Origin of the sequence: Pseudarthrobacter sp. NPDC080039, assembly GCF_040702335.1 — a bacterium.
Lineage (GTDB): Bacteria > Actinomycetota > Actinomycetes > Actinomycetales > Micrococcaceae > Arthrobacter > Arthrobacter enclensis_A.
This window is the reverse complement of sequence record NZ_JBFBKY010000013.1, coordinates 1-16,191: the sequence shown is the minus strand read 5'-3', so window position 1 is coordinate 16,191 and position 16,191 is coordinate 1. Positions and strand designations below refer to the sequence as shown.

Genomic DNA, 16,191 nt, shown 5'->3' with positions numbered 1-16,191 from the left:
CCGTTACAGCCGGTGGTGTCCGACCGGCTCGATGGGCTCTTCGGCAGCCTGAGCGCCAGGAGGCGAGTGGCAGCAAGCCAATCGCCGGTCACGTTGGCCATGGTCCTCGTAGTGGTTGCCACGGCCGTTTTCAGCCCGGAGACCCTCAGCAGCAACCTGTTCACGGCCGCGCTGCTGTTCCATCTGGTCATCGCCACCTTGTGTTTGGCCATACCCTGGGCCCGGCTCCCGGCAGAGGCGTTTGCCGTGATCCCGCTTATGGATTGCATTGCCATCGGTCTCACCCGGCAGGCGGGTGGCCCCACCTTCAGTGTGATGAGCGTAATGCTGGTGTTTCCCGTCATCTGGCTCTCTGCGCAGGTCCGGTCCCTCATGCCTGCCCTTGCCATTGCCGGCACCATCCTCAGCATCGTTGTTCCCGCGGCCGTGCAGGGGTCGCCGCCCGCCGGGGGTTCGATGATCCGGACCCTGATCCTTCCCCTGGTCATGTCCGTCATTGCGGTGACCGCGCATGTGGTGGCCACCACCATCCGCCGCCAACGCCTCAGCCTGGTCGAAAACGAGCATGACCTGGCACGAACCCTTGGTGAAAGCGTCCGCCGCCAGAACCTGCTCGATGCTGTCCTCAAAGCCGTTGGGGTAGGCGTATGGGTGGTGGACCCAAAGGGCAACACAGTGCTCGCAAACAAGGCCATGCGGGGGGACCCCGTCCTGGCCGGCGTCAGCGGGTCGGCAAAAGGGCAGCAGCTGCTGATGTCTGCGGACCGCTCAACCCCGGTACCGGCAGGTCTGCTTCCCGCAGCCCGCGCTGCCGCAGGGGAAACGTTCACGGACGAGTTGTACTGGGCTGGCCCAGCCGACAACCAGCGCGCCTACTCGGTCAGTTCGCATGGATTCCCACCGGCGGGTGGCCAGGAAGGAGGTGCCGTCATAACGTTCGTGGACGTGACCAGCCTGATCGCAGCACTGGCGGCAAAGGACAACTTCGTCGCTACGGTGTCGCACGAGCTGCGGACCCCGCTGACTTCCATCCTTGGTTACCTGGAACTGGTCCTGGAGGAACCGGGGCATGAGGACATCCAGTATGAGCTTCTGGTGGTGCGCCGCAACGCGGAGCATCTGCTGAACCTGGTCAATGACCTGATCGCTGTTGCGTCGGAGCGCGTGGACCTCTCCCAGGAGGAGGCTGATCTGGCCCGGCTGCTCACCCTTGAGGTTGACGCGGCCTTACCCAAGGCAGCCAGCAACGGCCTGCAGCTGGTGCTGGACGTGGAGCAGCCACTGCCGGCAAGGATGGATACGCGGCGAATCAGCCAGGTGATCCGGAATCTGCTCTCTAATGCAATCAAGTACTCCCCCAACGGCGGCCTGATCACAGCCAGTGCCGCCAAAACCAAGGCGGGCCTGGCGTGCTCCATCACGGACACCGGCCTGGGAATGACCGCCGAAGAGCAGGAACAGGCGTTCACCAAGTTCTTCCGTTCGGCTCGGTCCAGGGAAACAGCCATTCCCGGCGCAGGCCTGGGACTGCCGGTCAGCAAGACCATCGTGGAAGGCCACGGTGGCTCAATCAGCCTGGAGAGTAAGCCCGGGGTGGGCACCAAGGCTACCTTTACGCTGCCTGGATCCTGACCGCGTCCGCCAGCTCACGCCGCAGCAACCCGGGTCCGGGCCGGGGCCGGGCAGCAGTCAGGAGCCCGGGGCCGCCAGCCAGCGGGAGACGTCGCTGCGCAGCACCAGCAGCGGTCCCCCGGTGGCGCTGACGTTTCCGTTCGAGACGTAGTACCCGCGGCCCGAACCGGCTCCCCCTGCCGCCCGGTCCAGGGCATCAACCAGATGCCGCGGCAGGTGGCCCTGCGGACCAAGGTTGCGGAGCTCATCCACTTCTTCCGGCGTCAGCCGGCCCAAAACTTCAGCAATGTTGGCCATGGGTGGTCCCGTCCCTTTCGAGCAGAGTGCCTGGCAATGTGCCTGAGGGAATAACCTAGAGCAGCGCCGTGAACGCCACGTTAACGGCGGAAGGCAACTGCACTTCGTCTGCGAAGTGACCCGTTTGGAGGATCGATGCCCGTTCGAAGCGCAGGCTTGCTGCTGTACAGGCAGGACGTGGCCGGCTCCGGGGGCACGCGGGACGCGCTGGAGGTGTGGATAGCGCACATGGGCGGCCCGTTCTGGGCCCGTAAGGACGTGCACGCCTGGTCCATCCCCAAGGGCGAGTATGCCGACGGCGAGGACCCCCTGGCCGCCGCACTGCGCGAGTTCGCAGAGGAGATGGGAACTGCCGCCCCCGAAGCCGCCTACCGGCTGCTGGGCGAGTTCCGGCAATCCTCCGGGAAGCTCATCACCGTCTACACGGCGGAGGCCGATTTCGCCCCCGAGGTGATCAGCAGCAACACCTTTCCGCTGGAGTGGCCCAAAGGGTCCGGCCGGATCCAGCACTACCCCGAGATTGACGACGCCGGCTGGTTTCCGGAGCAGGAGGCCCGGCTGAAGCTCGTGAAAGGCCAGCTGCCCGTCCTCGAGGCACTGGTTGAGGACATGGCGGACAGCTAGTTCACCCGCTTGGAAGCCCTGCTGCATCCGGATCGCCGGATCGGTGCCGGGACGCCGGACCGTACCGGCGTTCCCGCACCGTACCGGCGTTGTCGGCGTTTTGGCTAACCAGCGGTGAGGACCAGGGCCACGCTGTGGCCGCCGAAGCCGAAGGCATTCACCAGCCCTGCCGGTGCATAACCCGGCGGGAGCTCGTGGGTGGCCGCGGTGATGACGTTGAGGTCCACCTCCGGGTCCAGCGCGTCAACGTTCAGCGTGCCGGGAAGCCGGCCCGTGCGCAGGGCTTCCAGAGCCACGACGGCGGCCAGCGCACCTGCGCCGCCCAGCAGGTGGCCTGTATGCCCCTTTGTGGACGTCACGGGAACGGAGGCCCCGAAGACGTCGCTGATGGCCTGGCCCTCCAGCCGGTCTCCCACGGGTGTGGAGGTGGCATGCGCATGGACGAATCCGACGTCCCCCGGCTGCAGGCCTGCAGAGGCCAGCGCTTTCTGCATGACGCGGCGCTGCATGGCGGGATCGGCAGCCACGATGTCGTTGGCGTCGGAGGTCACGGCCCCACCGGCGACGGCCCCCAACACTGCTGCGCCGCGGGAACGGGCGTGCGCTTCGCTCTCCAGCACCACCACGGCGGCACCCTCGGCCAGCACAAAGCCGTCCCGGCCGGCGTCGAACGGACGCGACGCAAGCTGCGGGTCGCCGGAGCGGGTGGACAAAGCCCGGATCTGTGAAAACCCGCTGATCACCAGGTCATTCACCGAGGCATCCACGCCACCGGCAATCACGACGTCGGCGGCGCCGGACCGGATCAGCTCGGCTGCCTGGACAATCGCCTCCGCCCCGGAGGCGCAGGCACTGACGGGGGTGCGGGCGCCGCCGCGGGCTCCGAGGTCGATGGACACCCACGCGGCGGGGCCGTTGGCCATGAGCCGGGTCAGGGTGTGCGGCGAGACCTTGCGCGGACCGGACTGGTTCAGCGTGCGGTCCTGCTCAATGGTGGACCCCAGGCCGCCGTACGCTGACCCAATCACCACGGCGAACCGCTCGGGATCCACTTCCGGTGCGCCTGCCTGGGACCAGGCCTCGCGCGCAGCGATCAGGGCCAGTTGCCCGCAGCGGTCCATGCGCTTCATTTCGCGGGTGCTGAGGTGGGCCGACAGATCCGCCCTGACCTGCCCCGCGATCTTCACCGGCAGCTGTTCCGCCCAGTCCTGCCCAAGGTTGCCTATACCGGAGCGCCCGTCCAGCAGGGCCTCCCATGTTTCCTTGACGCCGGCACCGATGGGGTTGATGGTGCCGGCACCGGTGACGACGGCGCGGGGTGCGGGAGTGTTCACGGTGCCTTACTTAGCGGGGTTGTGGGTGCCGATGGGCACGAGGGTCAGGTCCGGGTGGTTCTTCTCGATCCGGCGCAGCGCCCACACGTCGTTGAACAACGCAAGGTACTCGCCGTCGGACCGCAAAAGTACCTCCGCGCCCGGTACGTTTGCCAACGCCGGCATGGCATCCGCCGTCGTAATCCTGGCCAGGGAGTAGGGCAGCCGCTCCAGGCGCATGGGGGCGCTGAAGTCATGCGCCATGCGGTCCTCCACCACCTCGAACTGCATGGGCCCGACGGCGGCAAGCACCGGCGCCTGGTCTCCGCGGAGGTCGGAGCGGAGCAGCTGGATGACGCCCTCGTGTTCCAGTTGCTCGATGCCGCGGCGGAACTGCTTGAACTTGCTGGGGTCCTTGGAGCGTGCCACCTGGAAGTGCTCGGGGGCGAACAGCGGGATGGCCGGGTACTCCACGGCTTCGTCAAGGAAGAGGCTGTCCCCTACACGCAGCGATGAGGCGTTGACCAGGCCCACAACGTCCCCGGGGTAGGCCTCGTCGATGACTTCGCGTTCTCGGCCGAAGACCTGCTGTGCGTATTTGGTGGCGAACGACTTGCCCGTCCGGGTCTGGGTGACCACCATGCCCCGTTCGAAGACGCCGGAGCAGACCCGGATGAAGGCCACGTGGTCGCGGTGGGCCTTGTTCATGCCGGCCTGGACCTTGAACACGAAGCCGGAGAACGGGGACTCGACCGGGCGGGGGTTGCCGTCGATGTCCGGCCGGGGTGCGGCCGGCGGGGCAAAGTCCACCAGCGCGTCCAGCAGTTCCTTCACACCGAAGTTCAGTGCGGCCGAGCTGAACAGGATGGGGGTTGCCTGGCCCGCGTGGAACGCCTCCACGTCGAACTCAAGGTTGGACTCGACTACCAAACCGGCTTCGTCCACGGCGTCGGACCAGTTGCTGCCCTGGTCCTCCGCGGCTTCCTCGGGAGTGAAGTACTCGGTGATGGCGATCTGTGCCCCGGCGTTATTGCGCTGGAACCGGGCGAAGCGGTCGTTGCGCAGGTCCCAGACGCCGCGGAAGTCGCCGGAGATGCCCACGGCCCACGTCAGCGGCATGGGCTGCAGGCCGGTGCGTTCGGTGATTTCGTCCATCAGTGCCAGGGCATCCAGGCCCGGGCGGTCCCACTTGTTAATGACGGTGATGATGGGCAGGTTGCGCTGCTTGCAGACCTCGAAGAGCTTCATGGTCTGGGTTTCCAGGCCTTTGGCGGCGTCCACGAGCATCACGGCGCAGTCGACGGCGGCGAGCACGCGGTAGGTATCTTCCGAGAAGTCGGCGTGTCCGGGGGTGTCCAGGAGGTTGATGACAGTGTCGCGGTAGGAGAACTGCAGGGCGGCCGAGCTGATGGAGATGCCGCGGTCCTTTTCCATCTGCATCCAGTCGGAGACAGTTTCCTTGCGGTTGGCCTTGCCGCTGGAGGCACCCGCCGTACCGATCACTTTTGCATGCAGGGCCAGCGCTTCGGTGAGAGTGGACTTTCCGGCGTCCGGGTGCGAAATAACGGCAAAGGTCCTGCGGCGGCCCGCTTCCTTGTGAATCGCGGAGATCCGGGCGGGGGTCAGGACATCTTGGGACACGGTGCTACTTTCGCTGCGGTTGTTTCTGCCCGGGGCGGTGTGCGACTCGAGGGCGGGAATGTCATTGGCAAACGGCCAAAGTACAAGTTTATCGCAGGGCCGCAAACGGGACCGGTTCCGCTTAACGCGGGCGAAACGGGACGTTCAAGGCCGCGAAATGCAGGCCGGATAGCGTGTGCGCATGATCCATGGCGCCACCTTCTCCGGCAACCTTTTCTTCGACCCCCTGGCCACCAAACTGGCCAACGGTCCCCGCCCGGCTGGCGACCAGGGCTCCACCTCCGGCGCATCGTCAGATGGCGCCGGAAAGCCAGGGGTCCAGACGCCCGCGGAGCACAGGGCGCTCAGGGCCGCGTCCCTTTCGAAAGTCAGCAGGGACCTGGAGCGGATGCTCAGGGAACGCAGGCGCTGACCCTGCCCGGCCGGGCACCTTCTCCGGCGTACCAACCCCCGGTGACGGCATGATGGGTCCATGCGCAGCGTCGAGTTGGTCTTTGATGACCCCACCGATTCCCTCATCAGGGCGGATTGGGCGCGGCTCCAGGCCGCGGGCGTGCCCAGCCTGGCAGCCCACACCTCCCCCAGCAACAGTCCGCACATCACGCTTGCCGCCGGCGGGGAGCTGGAATTCACGGAGGGCGGTCCGTGGCAGGCGCTTCCCCTGGACATCGCATTCTCGGGAGTGATCGTTTTTCCAGCGGGCCCAGGCAAGTACGTCCTGGCCAGGTCGGTACTGCTGAGCACTCCCCTGCTGCAACTGCACCGGCAGGTCCACTGCAATCTGACCGGCGGGTTGCCGCTGACGCTTCCGGGAGGCTGGACGCCGCACGTCACTCTTTCCCGCCGCATCCCGGCCGGGCAACTGGGAACAGCCATGGAGTTGCTGGACCTGCGCGTGGAAGGACGGTGCACGGCCGCGCGTCTCTGGGACAGCAGCACCAGGACGGTCACTCCGCTGTAAACCCGAGCGTGGGCATCCGGGCACGTGCCGCCGCGTCCGGGACCTAAAAGGGACAAAAGTGCCTGTCCGGCCCGGTGTGAAAACTGCGTTTTGCCAGCGGTTCCGGGTACCCCCTAATGGGGCACTTTGGGGCTTGCCCGTGCGGAACTCGGGTTTCTTACCCCTATCATTGAGCTTGCGGGAATCAGAGCATTTTTCGATCCTGCCGGCCAACTGCAGAAGCCGGCATTCCTGCGGGCGGCGGTCCGCACCTTTGAAGGGAAACACCTATGGCGCGGAGCCCCGAAGAATCGCTGAGGGCAACTCTGGGCAGGGTTGCCCCCGGAACTCCCCTTCGCGACGGCCTGGAACGCATCCTCCGGGGACGTACCGGCGCCCTGATCGTCCTGGGCTCGGACCGCACCATCGACTCCATTTGCTCCGGCGGGTTCGATATCGGCATCGAATTCTCGCCCACCCGGCTGCGCGAACTGGCCAAGATGGACGGTGCCATCATTTGCGACAAGGACGCGGGCAACATCCTGCGCGCCGCGGTCCAGCTGGTGCCTGATTCGAGCATCGAGACGCAGGAATCGGGTACCCGCCATCGCACCGCCGAACGGGTGGCCAAGCAAACCGGTGTCCCCGTTATCTCCGTAAGCCAGTCCATGCAGATCATCGCCCTGTACGTCAACGGCCTGCGGCATGTCCTGGAGGGGTCAGAAAACGTCCTTGCCCGTGCCAACCAGGCTCTCGCCACCCTGGAGCGCTACCGCGCCCGCCTGGACCAGGTGACCAGTTCGCTGTCTGCCCTCGAAATCGAGGCAATGGTGACGGTGCGGGATGTGGCCGTGACCCTCCAGCGGCAGGAAATGGTCCGCCGCATTTCCGAGGAAATTTCACAGTACGTCCTGGAACTGGGCGAAGACGGCCGGCTCCTCTCCCTTCAGCTCGACGAGCTCACCGTGGGCCGGGGCCCGGGCAGTGACGTGATCATCCGCGACTATGCCAGCCCCAATGCCTCCGCGGAGGACATCGAGAAAGCCGTCCATGAACTGGTCAGCCTGGGTCCCACGGAGCTTATTGACCTGGGGAAGATCTCGGCGATCGTAGGGTTCGCCGGTGGTGAAGCAAACCTGGACGCGGTGGTCCAGCCCCGTGGCTACCGCCTGTTGTCAGGGCTCAAGGCAGTTCCCAAGGCGGTGGCGGACCGCCTGGTGGACCATTTCGGTGGTTTGCAGTACCTCATGGCCGCCACGATCGACGACCTCATGACAGTGGACGGAATCGGCGACCAACGTGCCCGCACGGTGCGGGAGGGCCTGAGCCGGATGGCCGAGGCCAGCCTCCTGGACCGCTTCCTCTAAGCCCTGCGCGGCCGAACCCAGGACCATGCCGGCCCGGTCCCCTGCAGCACCAGCCCAGCGCTACGGCTAAACCACATCGATTGCTGACTAGTTGTCGTTTTCAGCCCCCACAACGACAACTACGGAGCAATCGATGGGGTGCGAAAGTCAGTTCAGCTGGAAGACGGCCTTTGGGCTTGCACGGGAGCCCAGCTTCGCGGTGAAGATGTAGTAGGCACCCCCGCCGCCGGGAGCTGCTGCCACTGCCTTGCAGCCGTCCGTGCTGCGGTTCCGGCCCCAGGGGAAGTTTGCGGTTTCGCTTGCGCCGGGAGCAATCACCTTCACCAGGTCCTCGCTGGAGGCCTGGCAGTCCTTTGACGAGAAGATCCGGTCCGAGCCGCTGGTCACCAGGAATTCCATTTGCGACGTTCCGATGTTGACCTCGCAGGGGACGGTCCCGCCGTTGGTCACCTTCAGCGTGAGCATGGGGTTTTCGCCGGGGCCGTAGGCCGGCTTGTCCGTGGAAGCGGCCACCGTGACCTGGTTCTGGTTGCAGGTGGCCGTTGCGGAAGCGGTGGGCGACGGCGTTGCGGAAGGTGCTGCCGATACTGAAGCGGAAGGCGCGGCGGCAGCAGAGGGGGTGGCTGCGCCGGTGGCAGCAGGGTCGGGGGAAGAAGGCTGCGCGGATGATGCCTGCCGCGAGCCGCCAGTGAAGGCACCCGCCAGCGCAAACCCGCTGACCAGCAGCACGATCACCAGCAACAGGGCGCCGCCAACAACCAGCCGGCGGCGGCGGTAGACCGCGGCGCTCGGCTTCCGGACGGTGCTGGAACCCGTTGCCGTGCCGCGTGCTGGTGAATTGCCTTGCCTGCCCATCCTCCTAGGCTAGGGAAACCCGCCGGTTCTGCACTGCCACCACGCCGCCGCGCGCCCATTGCTCTGGTCACACCCGGTTTGCGGCGCGGCGGAGCCCTTCCATTACAGTGTTGGCATCGACACTCAAACCTCCCCCTCCACCGCTGCCGCGGATGCCGCAACGGGCCATGCAGACCTGCAGGTGCTCCACCGCCGGGTCACCTCCTGGTTCGACGGCATCGCACGCGACCTGCCCTGGCGCGAGCCGGACTGCTCCCCCTGGGGCGTGCTGGTCAGCGAAATCATGCTGCAGCAGACCCCTGTGGTGCGCGTGCTTCCGGTCTGGCACCAGTGGCTGGAACGCTGGCCCACCCCCTCCGCCCTCGCGGGAGAACCGGCCGGAGAGGCTGTGCGCTCCTGGGGCCGGCTGGGGTACCCCCGGAGAGCGCTTCGGCTGCACGCCGCGGCAACTGCCATCGTGCAGGACCACGGCGGCAAGGTTCCGGACACCTATACGGAGTTGCTGGCCCTTCCCGGGGTGGGCAGCTACACGGCTGCAGCCGTTGCAGCCTTCGCCTACGGCCGCCGGGAAACGGTGGTGGACACCAACATCCGCCGGGTGCACGCCCGGCTGGTTTCCGGCGCCGCGCTTCCGGCTCCGGCCCTGACGGCAGCGGAGATGCGCCTGGCGGCGGCCCTGTTGCCGGACGACGACGAAACCTCAGTGCGTTGGAACGCAGCAGTCATGGAACTGGGAGCGCTGGTGTGCACTGCCCGGGCACCCAAGTGCGCTGCCTGCCCGGTGAAGGATTCCTGTGCCTGGCTCGCGGCGGGCGAGCCGCCGCCGTCGTACGTTCCAAAGGGCCAGTCCTGGCACGGCACGGACCGGCAGGTGCGGGGCGCGGTCATGGCCGTGCTGCGGCTGGCTGAGGCACCGGTGCACCCGGATATGTTCCAGCGTGAACCTGCCGACCTTGGATACGCCGCGGAAGGGATAGGCGTGCCCCTCGCCGCGCTGCACCGGCTCAACTCCGCCCCGGAGCAGCTGGAGCGGGCGCTGGCGGGGCTGCTGGCGGACGGGTTGGCGGAAATGCACGACGGCGGCTTCCGCCTCCCAGCCTGACCGGCCGGCCGCGCGGGCCGGGATGGCATACTTCTTGGTGACCGGAGCCGGGGGAACCATGAAAACCATTCTGTACATCGTGTGGGCGCTGTTCATTGCTGCCGCGATTTTTTCGCTGGTCTATGCGGGGCGGCGGACCAGGCGTCAGGCACGGTTGATGGCTCAATGGCCCAAGGCGCAGGCCACAGTCACCGGCAGCACCACCGGCTGGACCGGCGGCGTGGGCGGCGCCAGCCGGAATCTCCGCTACTACCCCACGTACCAGTTCACGGATCCACAAGGCACCCTCTTCATGGGCAAGTCGGAGATTTCCGGCGTGAAGCAGCCGTTGCCCGGATCGCTGATCGAAGTGGCCTACAACCCGGCTAACCCCAACGAGTCACTCCAGGTTTCATCCGAGCCGCGCACGGCAATGGGATGCCTGATTGCGTTCTTCGCCGTGTTTGCCGTCGCCTCGTTCTGGTTCATCGGCGTCTTCCCGCTGGGCTAGGCCAAGGCCTCCCGGAAGACGCCGGGCTAGAAGAGCGCCGGCTGGGTGAAAGTTTCGCCGTCTGGATTTTCAAGCGCCCCGCCGCTGGCCGCCTTTTCAGCACTCCAGTCGAAGCCCAGTTCCGCGAGCAGTTCCTCCACGGAGATTTGGCCGTCCAGCACTTCAATTTCCTGGGAGTTCTCTGTAAACGGCCGTTCCATGCCATCGAGCTTATTCCCAGGGACGGCCGGGGAGCCTATGGCTCGCCGAAGCCGGCCTCCACCAGGCCGCCCACGTACTCCACGGCACGTTCCGCGTCCGCCCCCCACGCTTCCACATGCAGCACTGTGCCCTTGCCTGCGCCAAGGGTCATCAGTCCGGTCATGGAGGCGCCGTCAACGCCGTTGATGGTGACCTCGGCGTCAAGGGAGGCCAGGCCTCCTGCCACCTTTGCGGCAGGCCGCGCATGCATGCCCGCCTGGTTCACCAGCTCAAAGTCCCCCGTACAGTCGGGGGCTGCGCTGCTGACAGGCTCCGTCCCCGAGTCCGCCCCTCCCGGCCCCGGCTGGGCCGCCGCACCCCGCGCCGCTTCAGCCGCTTTCCTGACGGCATGCACGTCCGCCCCGCCCTGGGCGGCGACGGCCGCCGCCACCAGTCCTTCCACCAGCGGCGCGTCGGCAAGCAGGACGCCGGCGGGGTTTTCCAGGAACTCCAGCGCCGATTCGGCGGTCATCACGGCCGAGCCCAGGTCGGTCAGGACCACTGTCCCGGTTGCACCCATCCCGGTCGTCCCGGTCCCGTCCCCGCTGGTGCCCGCCTGTTCCAGGGCAGCAAGGACTTTCTCCAGGCTGGTGCCGATCCTGCCGTCATCGGTGCCTCCGGCGGGCAGAATGACGACGTCGGGCGCCATTTGGGCGGCAAGCTCCACCGCTCCGTCGGCAATTTTTTCGCTGTGGGACACCACGACGATGCTGACGGTCACGCAGCCGCCCCGACGGCGGCGCGCAGGATCAGCGCACTGGAGACAGCACCAGGGTCCCGGTGGCCGGCGCTGCGTTCACCCAGGTAGCTGGCGCGGCCCTTGCGGGCCACCATGGGATCGGTTGATACTGCCCCTGCTTCGGCAGCCTCGGCGGCCGCAACCAGGACGCCGAGGACGTTGGTGCTGCCGCCGTCGGCCGCTGCCCGTGCAGCGTCAACGGCCGGGGTCCACGCGTCCACCATGGTCTTGTCCCCGGACTCCGCTTTTCCGCGCGCCACGATGCCATCGCGCGCGGCAGCAAGGGCAGCTGCCAGCGTTGCGGCATCGATCTCGGCAGAATCCCCAAGGGCGGTGGCGGCGCGAAGGAACGCGGTGCCATAAAGGGGGCCGGCTGCCCCGCCCACCTTGGACATCAGCGTCATGGCGGTCATCTTCAGCGCCGCCCCCGGCGTCTCCGGAGTGGATTCACCAAGCTTGGCCAGGACGGCCTGGAAGCCGCGGTCCATATTCTCGCCGTGGTCCGAATCCCCGATGGCCCGGTCCAGTTCAATGAGTTCAACACGGTGCTCAGCCATGGCCTGCGCGCACAGGGTAAGCCACTTCACCGCCCAATTGACGTCCAGGTGCATGGTTACACGCCCCAGCGAAGCGCGGCGGTGTGCACGGGCGCATCCCAGAGTTCCGTCAGCTCGTCGTCGAGCCTGAGCACCGAGATGGAGCAGCCCTGCATCTCCAGCGCGGTGATGTAGTTGCCCACCAGCGAACGTTCCACCGTGGCGCCGGCGTCGGCCAGTACCTGCACGGCCCTGCGGTATACGATGTAGAGCTCGCTGAGCGGGGTGCCGCCCATGCCGTTGACGAACAGCAGGACCTTGTCGCCGGATGCGATCTTCAGGTCCGCCAGGACGGGTTCCAGCAGGCGGTTGGTGATGCTGTCCGCGTTTTCCATGGCGATCCGGTGCCTCCCCGGCTCACCGTGGATACCGATGCCTATCTCGATTTCGTCCTCGGCCAGGTCAAAACTCGGCGTCCCCGCGTGCGGAACCGTGCAGGCAGACAAGGCGACACCCATGGTCCTGACGTTGGCGTTGACCCGTTCACCGACGGCGGCAACGGCGTCGAGATCGTCACCGCGCTCGGCGGCGGCGCCGGCGATCTTTTCCACCAGCACGGTACCGCCCACGCCGCGGCGGCCTGCCGTGTACAGCGAATCCTCCACCGCTACGTCGTCATTGACCAGGACGGTGCGGACGCTGACGCCTTCCGCCTCCGCCAGCTCGGCGGCCGTTTCGAAATTCAGGACGTCCCCGGTGTAGTTCTTGACGATATGCACCACCCCGGCGCCCGAGTTCACCGCGAGGGTGGCCGGAAGGATCTGGTCCGGCGTAGGTGAGGTGAATACAGCCCCCGGCACGGCGGCGTCGAGCATACCCTGTCCAACGTAACCGGCGTGCAGCGGCTCGTGCCCGCTGCCGCCACCGGAAACCAGCCCCACCTTGCCGGCCACAGGCGCGTCCTTGCGTGTGATGTAAATGGGGTCTTCACTGACATTCACCAGCCCTGCGTGCGCCAGGCCAAAGCCCTGGACGGTTTCCTGGACGACGGCTTTTGGATCGTTGATGAGTTTCTTCATGGCGGTGCTCCTGGCTGTGCTCCTGAAGGATGTGTCTCCGACCCTACTACCGGGGTCACCACGGGCGGTAGGTTCGGTCAGCCCGGGTTTTTCGCCTGCAAGAGTGGAGCGCTGGGCCGGACGCAGGAAAGGGACAGCCCCCAATGACTGTCCCTTTCCTGAGGCCCCCCACATATCGGCCTCGGCCAGTTTATCCATCAAATCGAATAAAACCAAGAGGGGTCCGCAGGAAGTGGACACTACATCTTGCTAGAGGGTCCGGATCATCCGGGTGTTGCCGAGAGTGTTCGGCTTGACGCGTGCCAGGTCCAGGAATTCCGCTACGCCTTCGTCATGGGAGCGAAGAAGCTCGGAGTAGACCTCAGGGTCCACCGCTGACTGGTCCGCCATTACTTCGAACCCATGGCGCTTGAAGAAGTCCACTTCAAAGGTGAGGCAGAAGACCCGTGAGACTCCCAGCGCACGCGCTTCCTCCAGCAGGCTCTCCACCAGGACATGTCCCACGCCCTTGCCGCGCCACTCCCCGGATGCTGCCAAGGTGCGGATTTCGGCGAGGTCCTCCCACATGACGTGCAGCGCCCCGCAACCGATCATTTCGCCGTCGCTGGACTCTGCGATGCGGAATTCCTGCAGGCTCTCGTAATAGGCCACCGTCTCCTTCGCCATCAGGATGCGCTCCTCGGCCAGGGGCGCCACCAGCCTCTTGATGGCAGGGACGTCGCTGGTGCGTGCTGGGCGGATGTGGAAGGAGTCGGTCACAAAGCCATCCTACGAGGCGCGACGGCTGCTATTGGTTGCGGACGGGCTGGGGCATTCGGGTACCGGCGCCATTTGCCGCTTGCTGCTCCTTCGTCGCTCTGACGCAAGCTACACAAATAGCACCGGCGCCCTCACTTCGCTAATGGTGGTCCGCCCTCAAGCATCGGCGGTCAGGCATTTGTGTAGGCGCCGTCAAGGCGAGGAACGTGCAGGCGCCGGCAGATGTCTCGGCCGACGGCGCGATGACCACGAATCTAGATGCCTAGTTCGGCCGGCAGGTCGGTCTCTTGGCCCAGGACGTTCCTGGCCAGGAACCACTCCACCACCTGATACCAAACCTTGGCGTGCTGCGGCTGCAGGACCCAGTGGTTTTCGTCGGGGAAATAAAGGAAGCGGTGGGGCGTCTGCCCGTCCTGGTCAGCCGCGAGGCGGGACTTGGACAGCAGCTCGTACCAGAGCCGCAGGCCTTCCCCGATGGGAACGCGGTAATCCTTGTCCCCATGGATCACCAACATGGGGGTGCTGATGTTCCCGACGTGCAGGTGCGGCGAGTTTTCCAGCGCCATTTCCTCGGTCATTTCCTTCAGCCAGTACTGCGAGGCATCAGTGGTGGGGCCGAACTGGTCCAACGCCCACAGGCTGGCGTGGGTGACAACCGCTTTGAACCGGTCGGTGTTGCCCGCCACCCAGTTGGCCATGTACCCGCCGAAGGAGCCGCCCATCGCGGCAGTCCTGGTCTCATCGATGTCCGGCCGTGCGACGGCCGCGTCGGCAACGGCCATGAGGTCCGTGAACGGCGCGTTGCCCCAGGAGCCCCAGCCGCGCTGGATATGGGACTGCCCGTAACCGGTGGACAGCGCAGGATCCGGCAGCAGCACGGCGTATCCCTTTGCTGTGAGGAGCCAAGGGTTCCAGCGCCAGGTCCAGGCGTTCCATGACCCCAGCGGACCGCCGTGGATCCACAGGAGCAGAGGCGCCGGATTGTCTGCCGATGCGCCCTCGGGGAGGGCGAGGTAGGCGGGGACCCGGGAGCCGTCCCGGGCCGTGGCCGCGATCCGTTCCAACCGGCCGGGGCAGGACGGTCGTTCAGCGGGGGCAGGAAGTCGGGTGGTTTCCCCTGTGGCGAGATCGATCTTCACGGCTTCGGCGGGGAATTGGTAGGAGCTGCGCAAGGCATACGCACTGCGTCCCTCAGGCGAGGCTACGACGTCGGAATATGCCGCGGCGTCCTGCGTCAGGCGGGTGACGCCTACTTCAACGGCAGCCGACGGAACGCTGATCCGGAAAACCGGTGACGCGCCGTCGTCGTCCGCTGTGACCAGGATGCCGGAGCCGTCCGGAAGCCATGCCGCCGGTTTTGGCCAGCGGTCCCAGTCGTGGGCCAGTGGCTGCAGGCCGCTGGCATTCCCGGCGGCCCCGGAGACGTCCAGCAGGTGCATCTTGATTTCAGGGGCCCGCCGGGGCGTGGAATCGCTCTCGCTGACAACCACAAGGGTCCTGCCGTCCGGGCTGACCGGGCCGGGGAAGTAGCTCATTCCTTCGTGGTCGAGCAGGACCTTGCGGCTGCCTGATGCCACATCAATCGCCACCAGGATGGAACGGCTGTCCGCCCTGGCCAGGGGTTTCGTATAGCTGCTGTAGATCGTTTTACCGTCCGGGCTGACCACCGTCTCTGCCTCCCTCAGCCGCGGACCGGCGTCCGGCGTGAGATTGCGCAGTACCAACGGCGCGGTGGCGTCAACAGTCGCCGGCCTGCCGGCACCTTTGTCTTCCCCTTGCTCCACCGCAAAGATCCGGGGCTGGCCCGGGCCCAGGTCGGCGTCCCAAAAACGGACCGGGTACTCGCTGTGCAGGATGGCCGAGACCTTCATATCCTTGCGGGACCCGCGCCGCGCGGCCTCGTCTTCCTCGTCGGCGGACCCGGCCAGTACCTCGGCCGTCACGAACGCCGCATCGGCATCCCTGGCCGTCATCACCTTGCTGACGCCGCCCGGACGGCTGAGCACCACCCGGGCTTCGCCGCCATCCGCGGGAAGGAGCCAAAGTGCGTTGACCGGCTCTTCGTCCGGGCTGTCCGGGTCGGGACGCGCGGACGTGAAGTAGACGTCGCCGTTCGCGGCGAAAGCCGCACCCGCCTCGCCCTTGGCGCTGCGGGTGATGCGCCGCGCGCGCTTCTGCCCGGCCGGGTCAAGCTCCCACAGGGCAGTGGCAAACTCGGTGCCCTTGCCGTTCAGGGTGGCGACGGTGGTCACCAAACGCGAACCGTCCGGGCTGAGGGCCAGGCCGCTTACCCGCGGGATGGACAGGTAGTGGTCGAGGTCGTGGAAAGGGGTCAGTGGTTGCTCGTCCGGGATCGCCGGATTCTGATTAGCCATGCCCCGATTCAACACGGCTTGTGCCGCCCGTCACAGCCGCCACGCGCCTCTGCGGTCCAGGCAGCCACGGGAGTGACGTGGCAACGCGAAAGCCCCGCCGCTCCGTGTGAACTGCTCCCCGGAAGTTGGACTGAAAATTCAGTTTCGACTTCCGGGGAGCAGTTTTGCGTTCAAGTAGTTCTTTGTCGGCCGATCAGCGCGC

The 16,191-nt window shown here is 66.6% G+C and carries 17 protein-coding genes; 7 read left to right on the top strand and 10 right to left on the bottom strand.

The features are described 5' to 3' along the window. The first annotated feature begins 66 nt into the window (after positions 1 to 66). Positions 67 to 1,632 carry a HAMP domain-containing sensor histidine kinase gene (locus AB0313_RS14270; protein ID WP_366306248.1) on the top strand — a complete coding sequence of 522 codons (1,566 nt, stop codon included), beginning with the start codon at positions 67 to 69 and terminating at the stop codon, positions 1,630 to 1,632. Positions 1,633 to 1,689: 57 nt separating this feature from the next. Here AB0313_RS14270 and AB0313_RS14265 read toward each other — a convergent pair whose 3' ends face one another. Beyond that, on the bottom strand, positions 1,690 to 1,929 hold the full coding sequence (locus tag AB0313_RS14265) for a hypothetical protein (protein WP_141944418.1): 240 nt from the start codon (positions 1,927 to 1,929) through the stop codon (positions 1,690 to 1,692). 135 nt (positions 1,930 to 2,064) lie between these two features. On the opposite strand from AB0313_RS14265, the gene AB0313_RS14260 reads away from it, so the two are divergent. Continuing rightward, a complete protein-coding gene (locus tag AB0313_RS14260; protein ID WP_366306246.1) occupies positions 2,065 to 2,553 on the top strand; it encodes an NUDIX domain-containing protein in 489 nt (162 codons plus the stop codon). Positions 2,554 to 2,657: 104 nt separating this feature from the next. Here AB0313_RS14260 and AB0313_RS14255 read toward each other — a convergent pair whose 3' ends face one another. Further along, a complete protein-coding gene (locus AB0313_RS14255; RefSeq protein WP_307309586.1) occupies positions 2,658 to 3,887 on the bottom strand; it encodes a beta-ketoacyl-[acyl-carrier-protein] synthase family protein in 1,230 nt (409 codons plus the stop codon). A 6-nt stretch (positions 3,888 to 3,893) separates the two neighbouring features. Then, positions 3,894 to 5,507: a peptide chain release factor 3 gene (locus AB0313_RS14250; protein ID WP_141944424.1), complete on the bottom strand. Its 1,614-nt coding sequence runs from the start codon at positions 5,505 to 5,507 to the stop codon at positions 3,894 to 3,896. A 181-nt stretch (positions 5,508 to 5,688) separates the two neighbouring features. Here AB0313_RS14250 and AB0313_RS14245 point away from each other — a divergent pair, with 181 nt between their 5' ends. The 3 genes from AB0313_RS14245 (at position 5,689) to disA (ending at position 7,814) form a co-directional block, all read left to right on the top strand. Then, on the top strand, positions 5,689 to 5,919 hold the full coding sequence (locus tag AB0313_RS14245) for a hypothetical protein (RefSeq protein WP_366306243.1): 231 nt from the start codon (positions 5,689 to 5,691) through the stop codon (positions 5,917 to 5,919). A 60-nt stretch (positions 5,920 to 5,979) separates the two neighbouring features. Next, positions 5,980 to 6,468 carry a 2'-5' RNA ligase family protein gene (locus AB0313_RS14240; RefSeq protein WP_366306241.1) on the top strand — a complete coding sequence of 163 codons (489 nt, stop codon included), beginning with the start codon at positions 5,980 to 5,982 and terminating at the stop codon, positions 6,466 to 6,468. A 269-nt stretch (positions 6,469 to 6,737) separates the two neighbouring features. Continuing rightward, entirely contained in the window at positions 6,738 to 7,814 is a 1,077-nt protein-coding gene (gene disA, locus AB0313_RS14235) for a DNA integrity scanning diadenylate cyclase DisA (protein ID WP_141944430.1), read from the top strand. Between the two features lie 147 nt (positions 7,815 to 7,961). Here the strand turns inward: disA and AB0313_RS14230 are convergent, their stop codons facing one another. Further along, positions 7,962 to 8,669: a hypothetical protein gene (locus tag AB0313_RS14230; RefSeq protein WP_366306239.1), complete on the bottom strand. Its 708-nt coding sequence runs from the start codon at positions 8,667 to 8,669 to the stop codon at positions 7,962 to 7,964. A 175-nt stretch (positions 8,670 to 8,844) separates the two neighbouring features. Between AB0313_RS14230 and AB0313_RS14225 the strand changes: the two genes are divergently transcribed. Together AB0313_RS14225 and AB0313_RS14220 are read left to right on the top strand one after the other, a co-directional pair. Continuing rightward, positions 8,845 to 9,771, top strand: a complete 927-nt coding sequence (locus tag AB0313_RS14225; RefSeq protein WP_366306364.1) for an A/G-specific adenine glycosylase — start codon at positions 8,845 to 8,847, stop codon at positions 9,769 to 9,771. A 58-nt stretch (positions 9,772 to 9,829) separates the two neighbouring features. Further along, entirely contained in the window at positions 9,830 to 10,261 is a 432-nt protein-coding gene (locus tag AB0313_RS14220) for a DUF3592 domain-containing protein (RefSeq protein ID WP_141944434.1), read from the top strand. Positions 10,262 to 10,287: 26 nt separating this feature from the next. Here the strand turns inward: AB0313_RS14220 and AB0313_RS14215 are convergent, their stop codons facing one another. The 6 genes from AB0313_RS14215 to AB0313_RS14190 form a co-directional block, all read right to left on the bottom strand. Continuing rightward, complete coding sequence (locus tag AB0313_RS14215; protein WP_174237547.1) at positions 10,288 to 10,461, bottom strand: hypothetical protein; 174 nt, start codon at positions 10,459 to 10,461, stop codon at positions 10,288 to 10,290. Between the two features lie 35 nt (positions 10,462 to 10,496). Then, the gene (dhaM, locus tag AB0313_RS14210) at positions 10,497 to 11,222 is read right to left on the bottom strand and encodes a dihydroxyacetone kinase phosphoryl donor subunit DhaM (protein ID WP_366306236.1); all 726 of its coding nucleotides are present in this window, start codon (positions 11,220 to 11,222) and stop codon (positions 10,497 to 10,499) included. Continuing rightward, positions 11,219 to 11,851: a dihydroxyacetone kinase subunit DhaL gene (gene dhaL / locus AB0313_RS14205; RefSeq protein WP_141944438.1), complete on the bottom strand. Its 633-nt coding sequence runs from the start codon at positions 11,849 to 11,851 to the stop codon at positions 11,219 to 11,221. The genes dhaM and dhaL overlap by 4 nt, the downstream gene beginning before the upstream one ends. Positions 11,852 to 11,853: 2 nt before the next feature. Next, positions 11,854 to 12,855 carry a dihydroxyacetone kinase subunit DhaK gene (dhaK, locus tag AB0313_RS14200; RefSeq protein WP_366306234.1) on the bottom strand — a complete coding sequence of 334 codons (1,002 nt, stop codon included), beginning with the start codon at positions 12,853 to 12,855 and terminating at the stop codon, positions 11,854 to 11,856. A gap of 249 nt (positions 12,856 to 13,104) precedes the next feature. Beyond that, positions 13,105 to 13,614: an amino-acid N-acetyltransferase gene (locus AB0313_RS14195; RefSeq protein ID WP_141944441.1), complete on the bottom strand. Its 510-nt coding sequence runs from the start codon at positions 13,612 to 13,614 to the stop codon at positions 13,105 to 13,107. A gap of 254 nt (positions 13,615 to 13,868) precedes the next feature. Continuing rightward, positions 13,869 to 15,989: an alpha/beta fold hydrolase gene (locus AB0313_RS14190; protein ID WP_366306232.1), complete on the bottom strand. Its 2,121-nt coding sequence runs from the start codon at positions 15,987 to 15,989 to the stop codon at positions 13,869 to 13,871. Positions 15,990 to 16,191 lie beyond the last annotated feature (202 nt).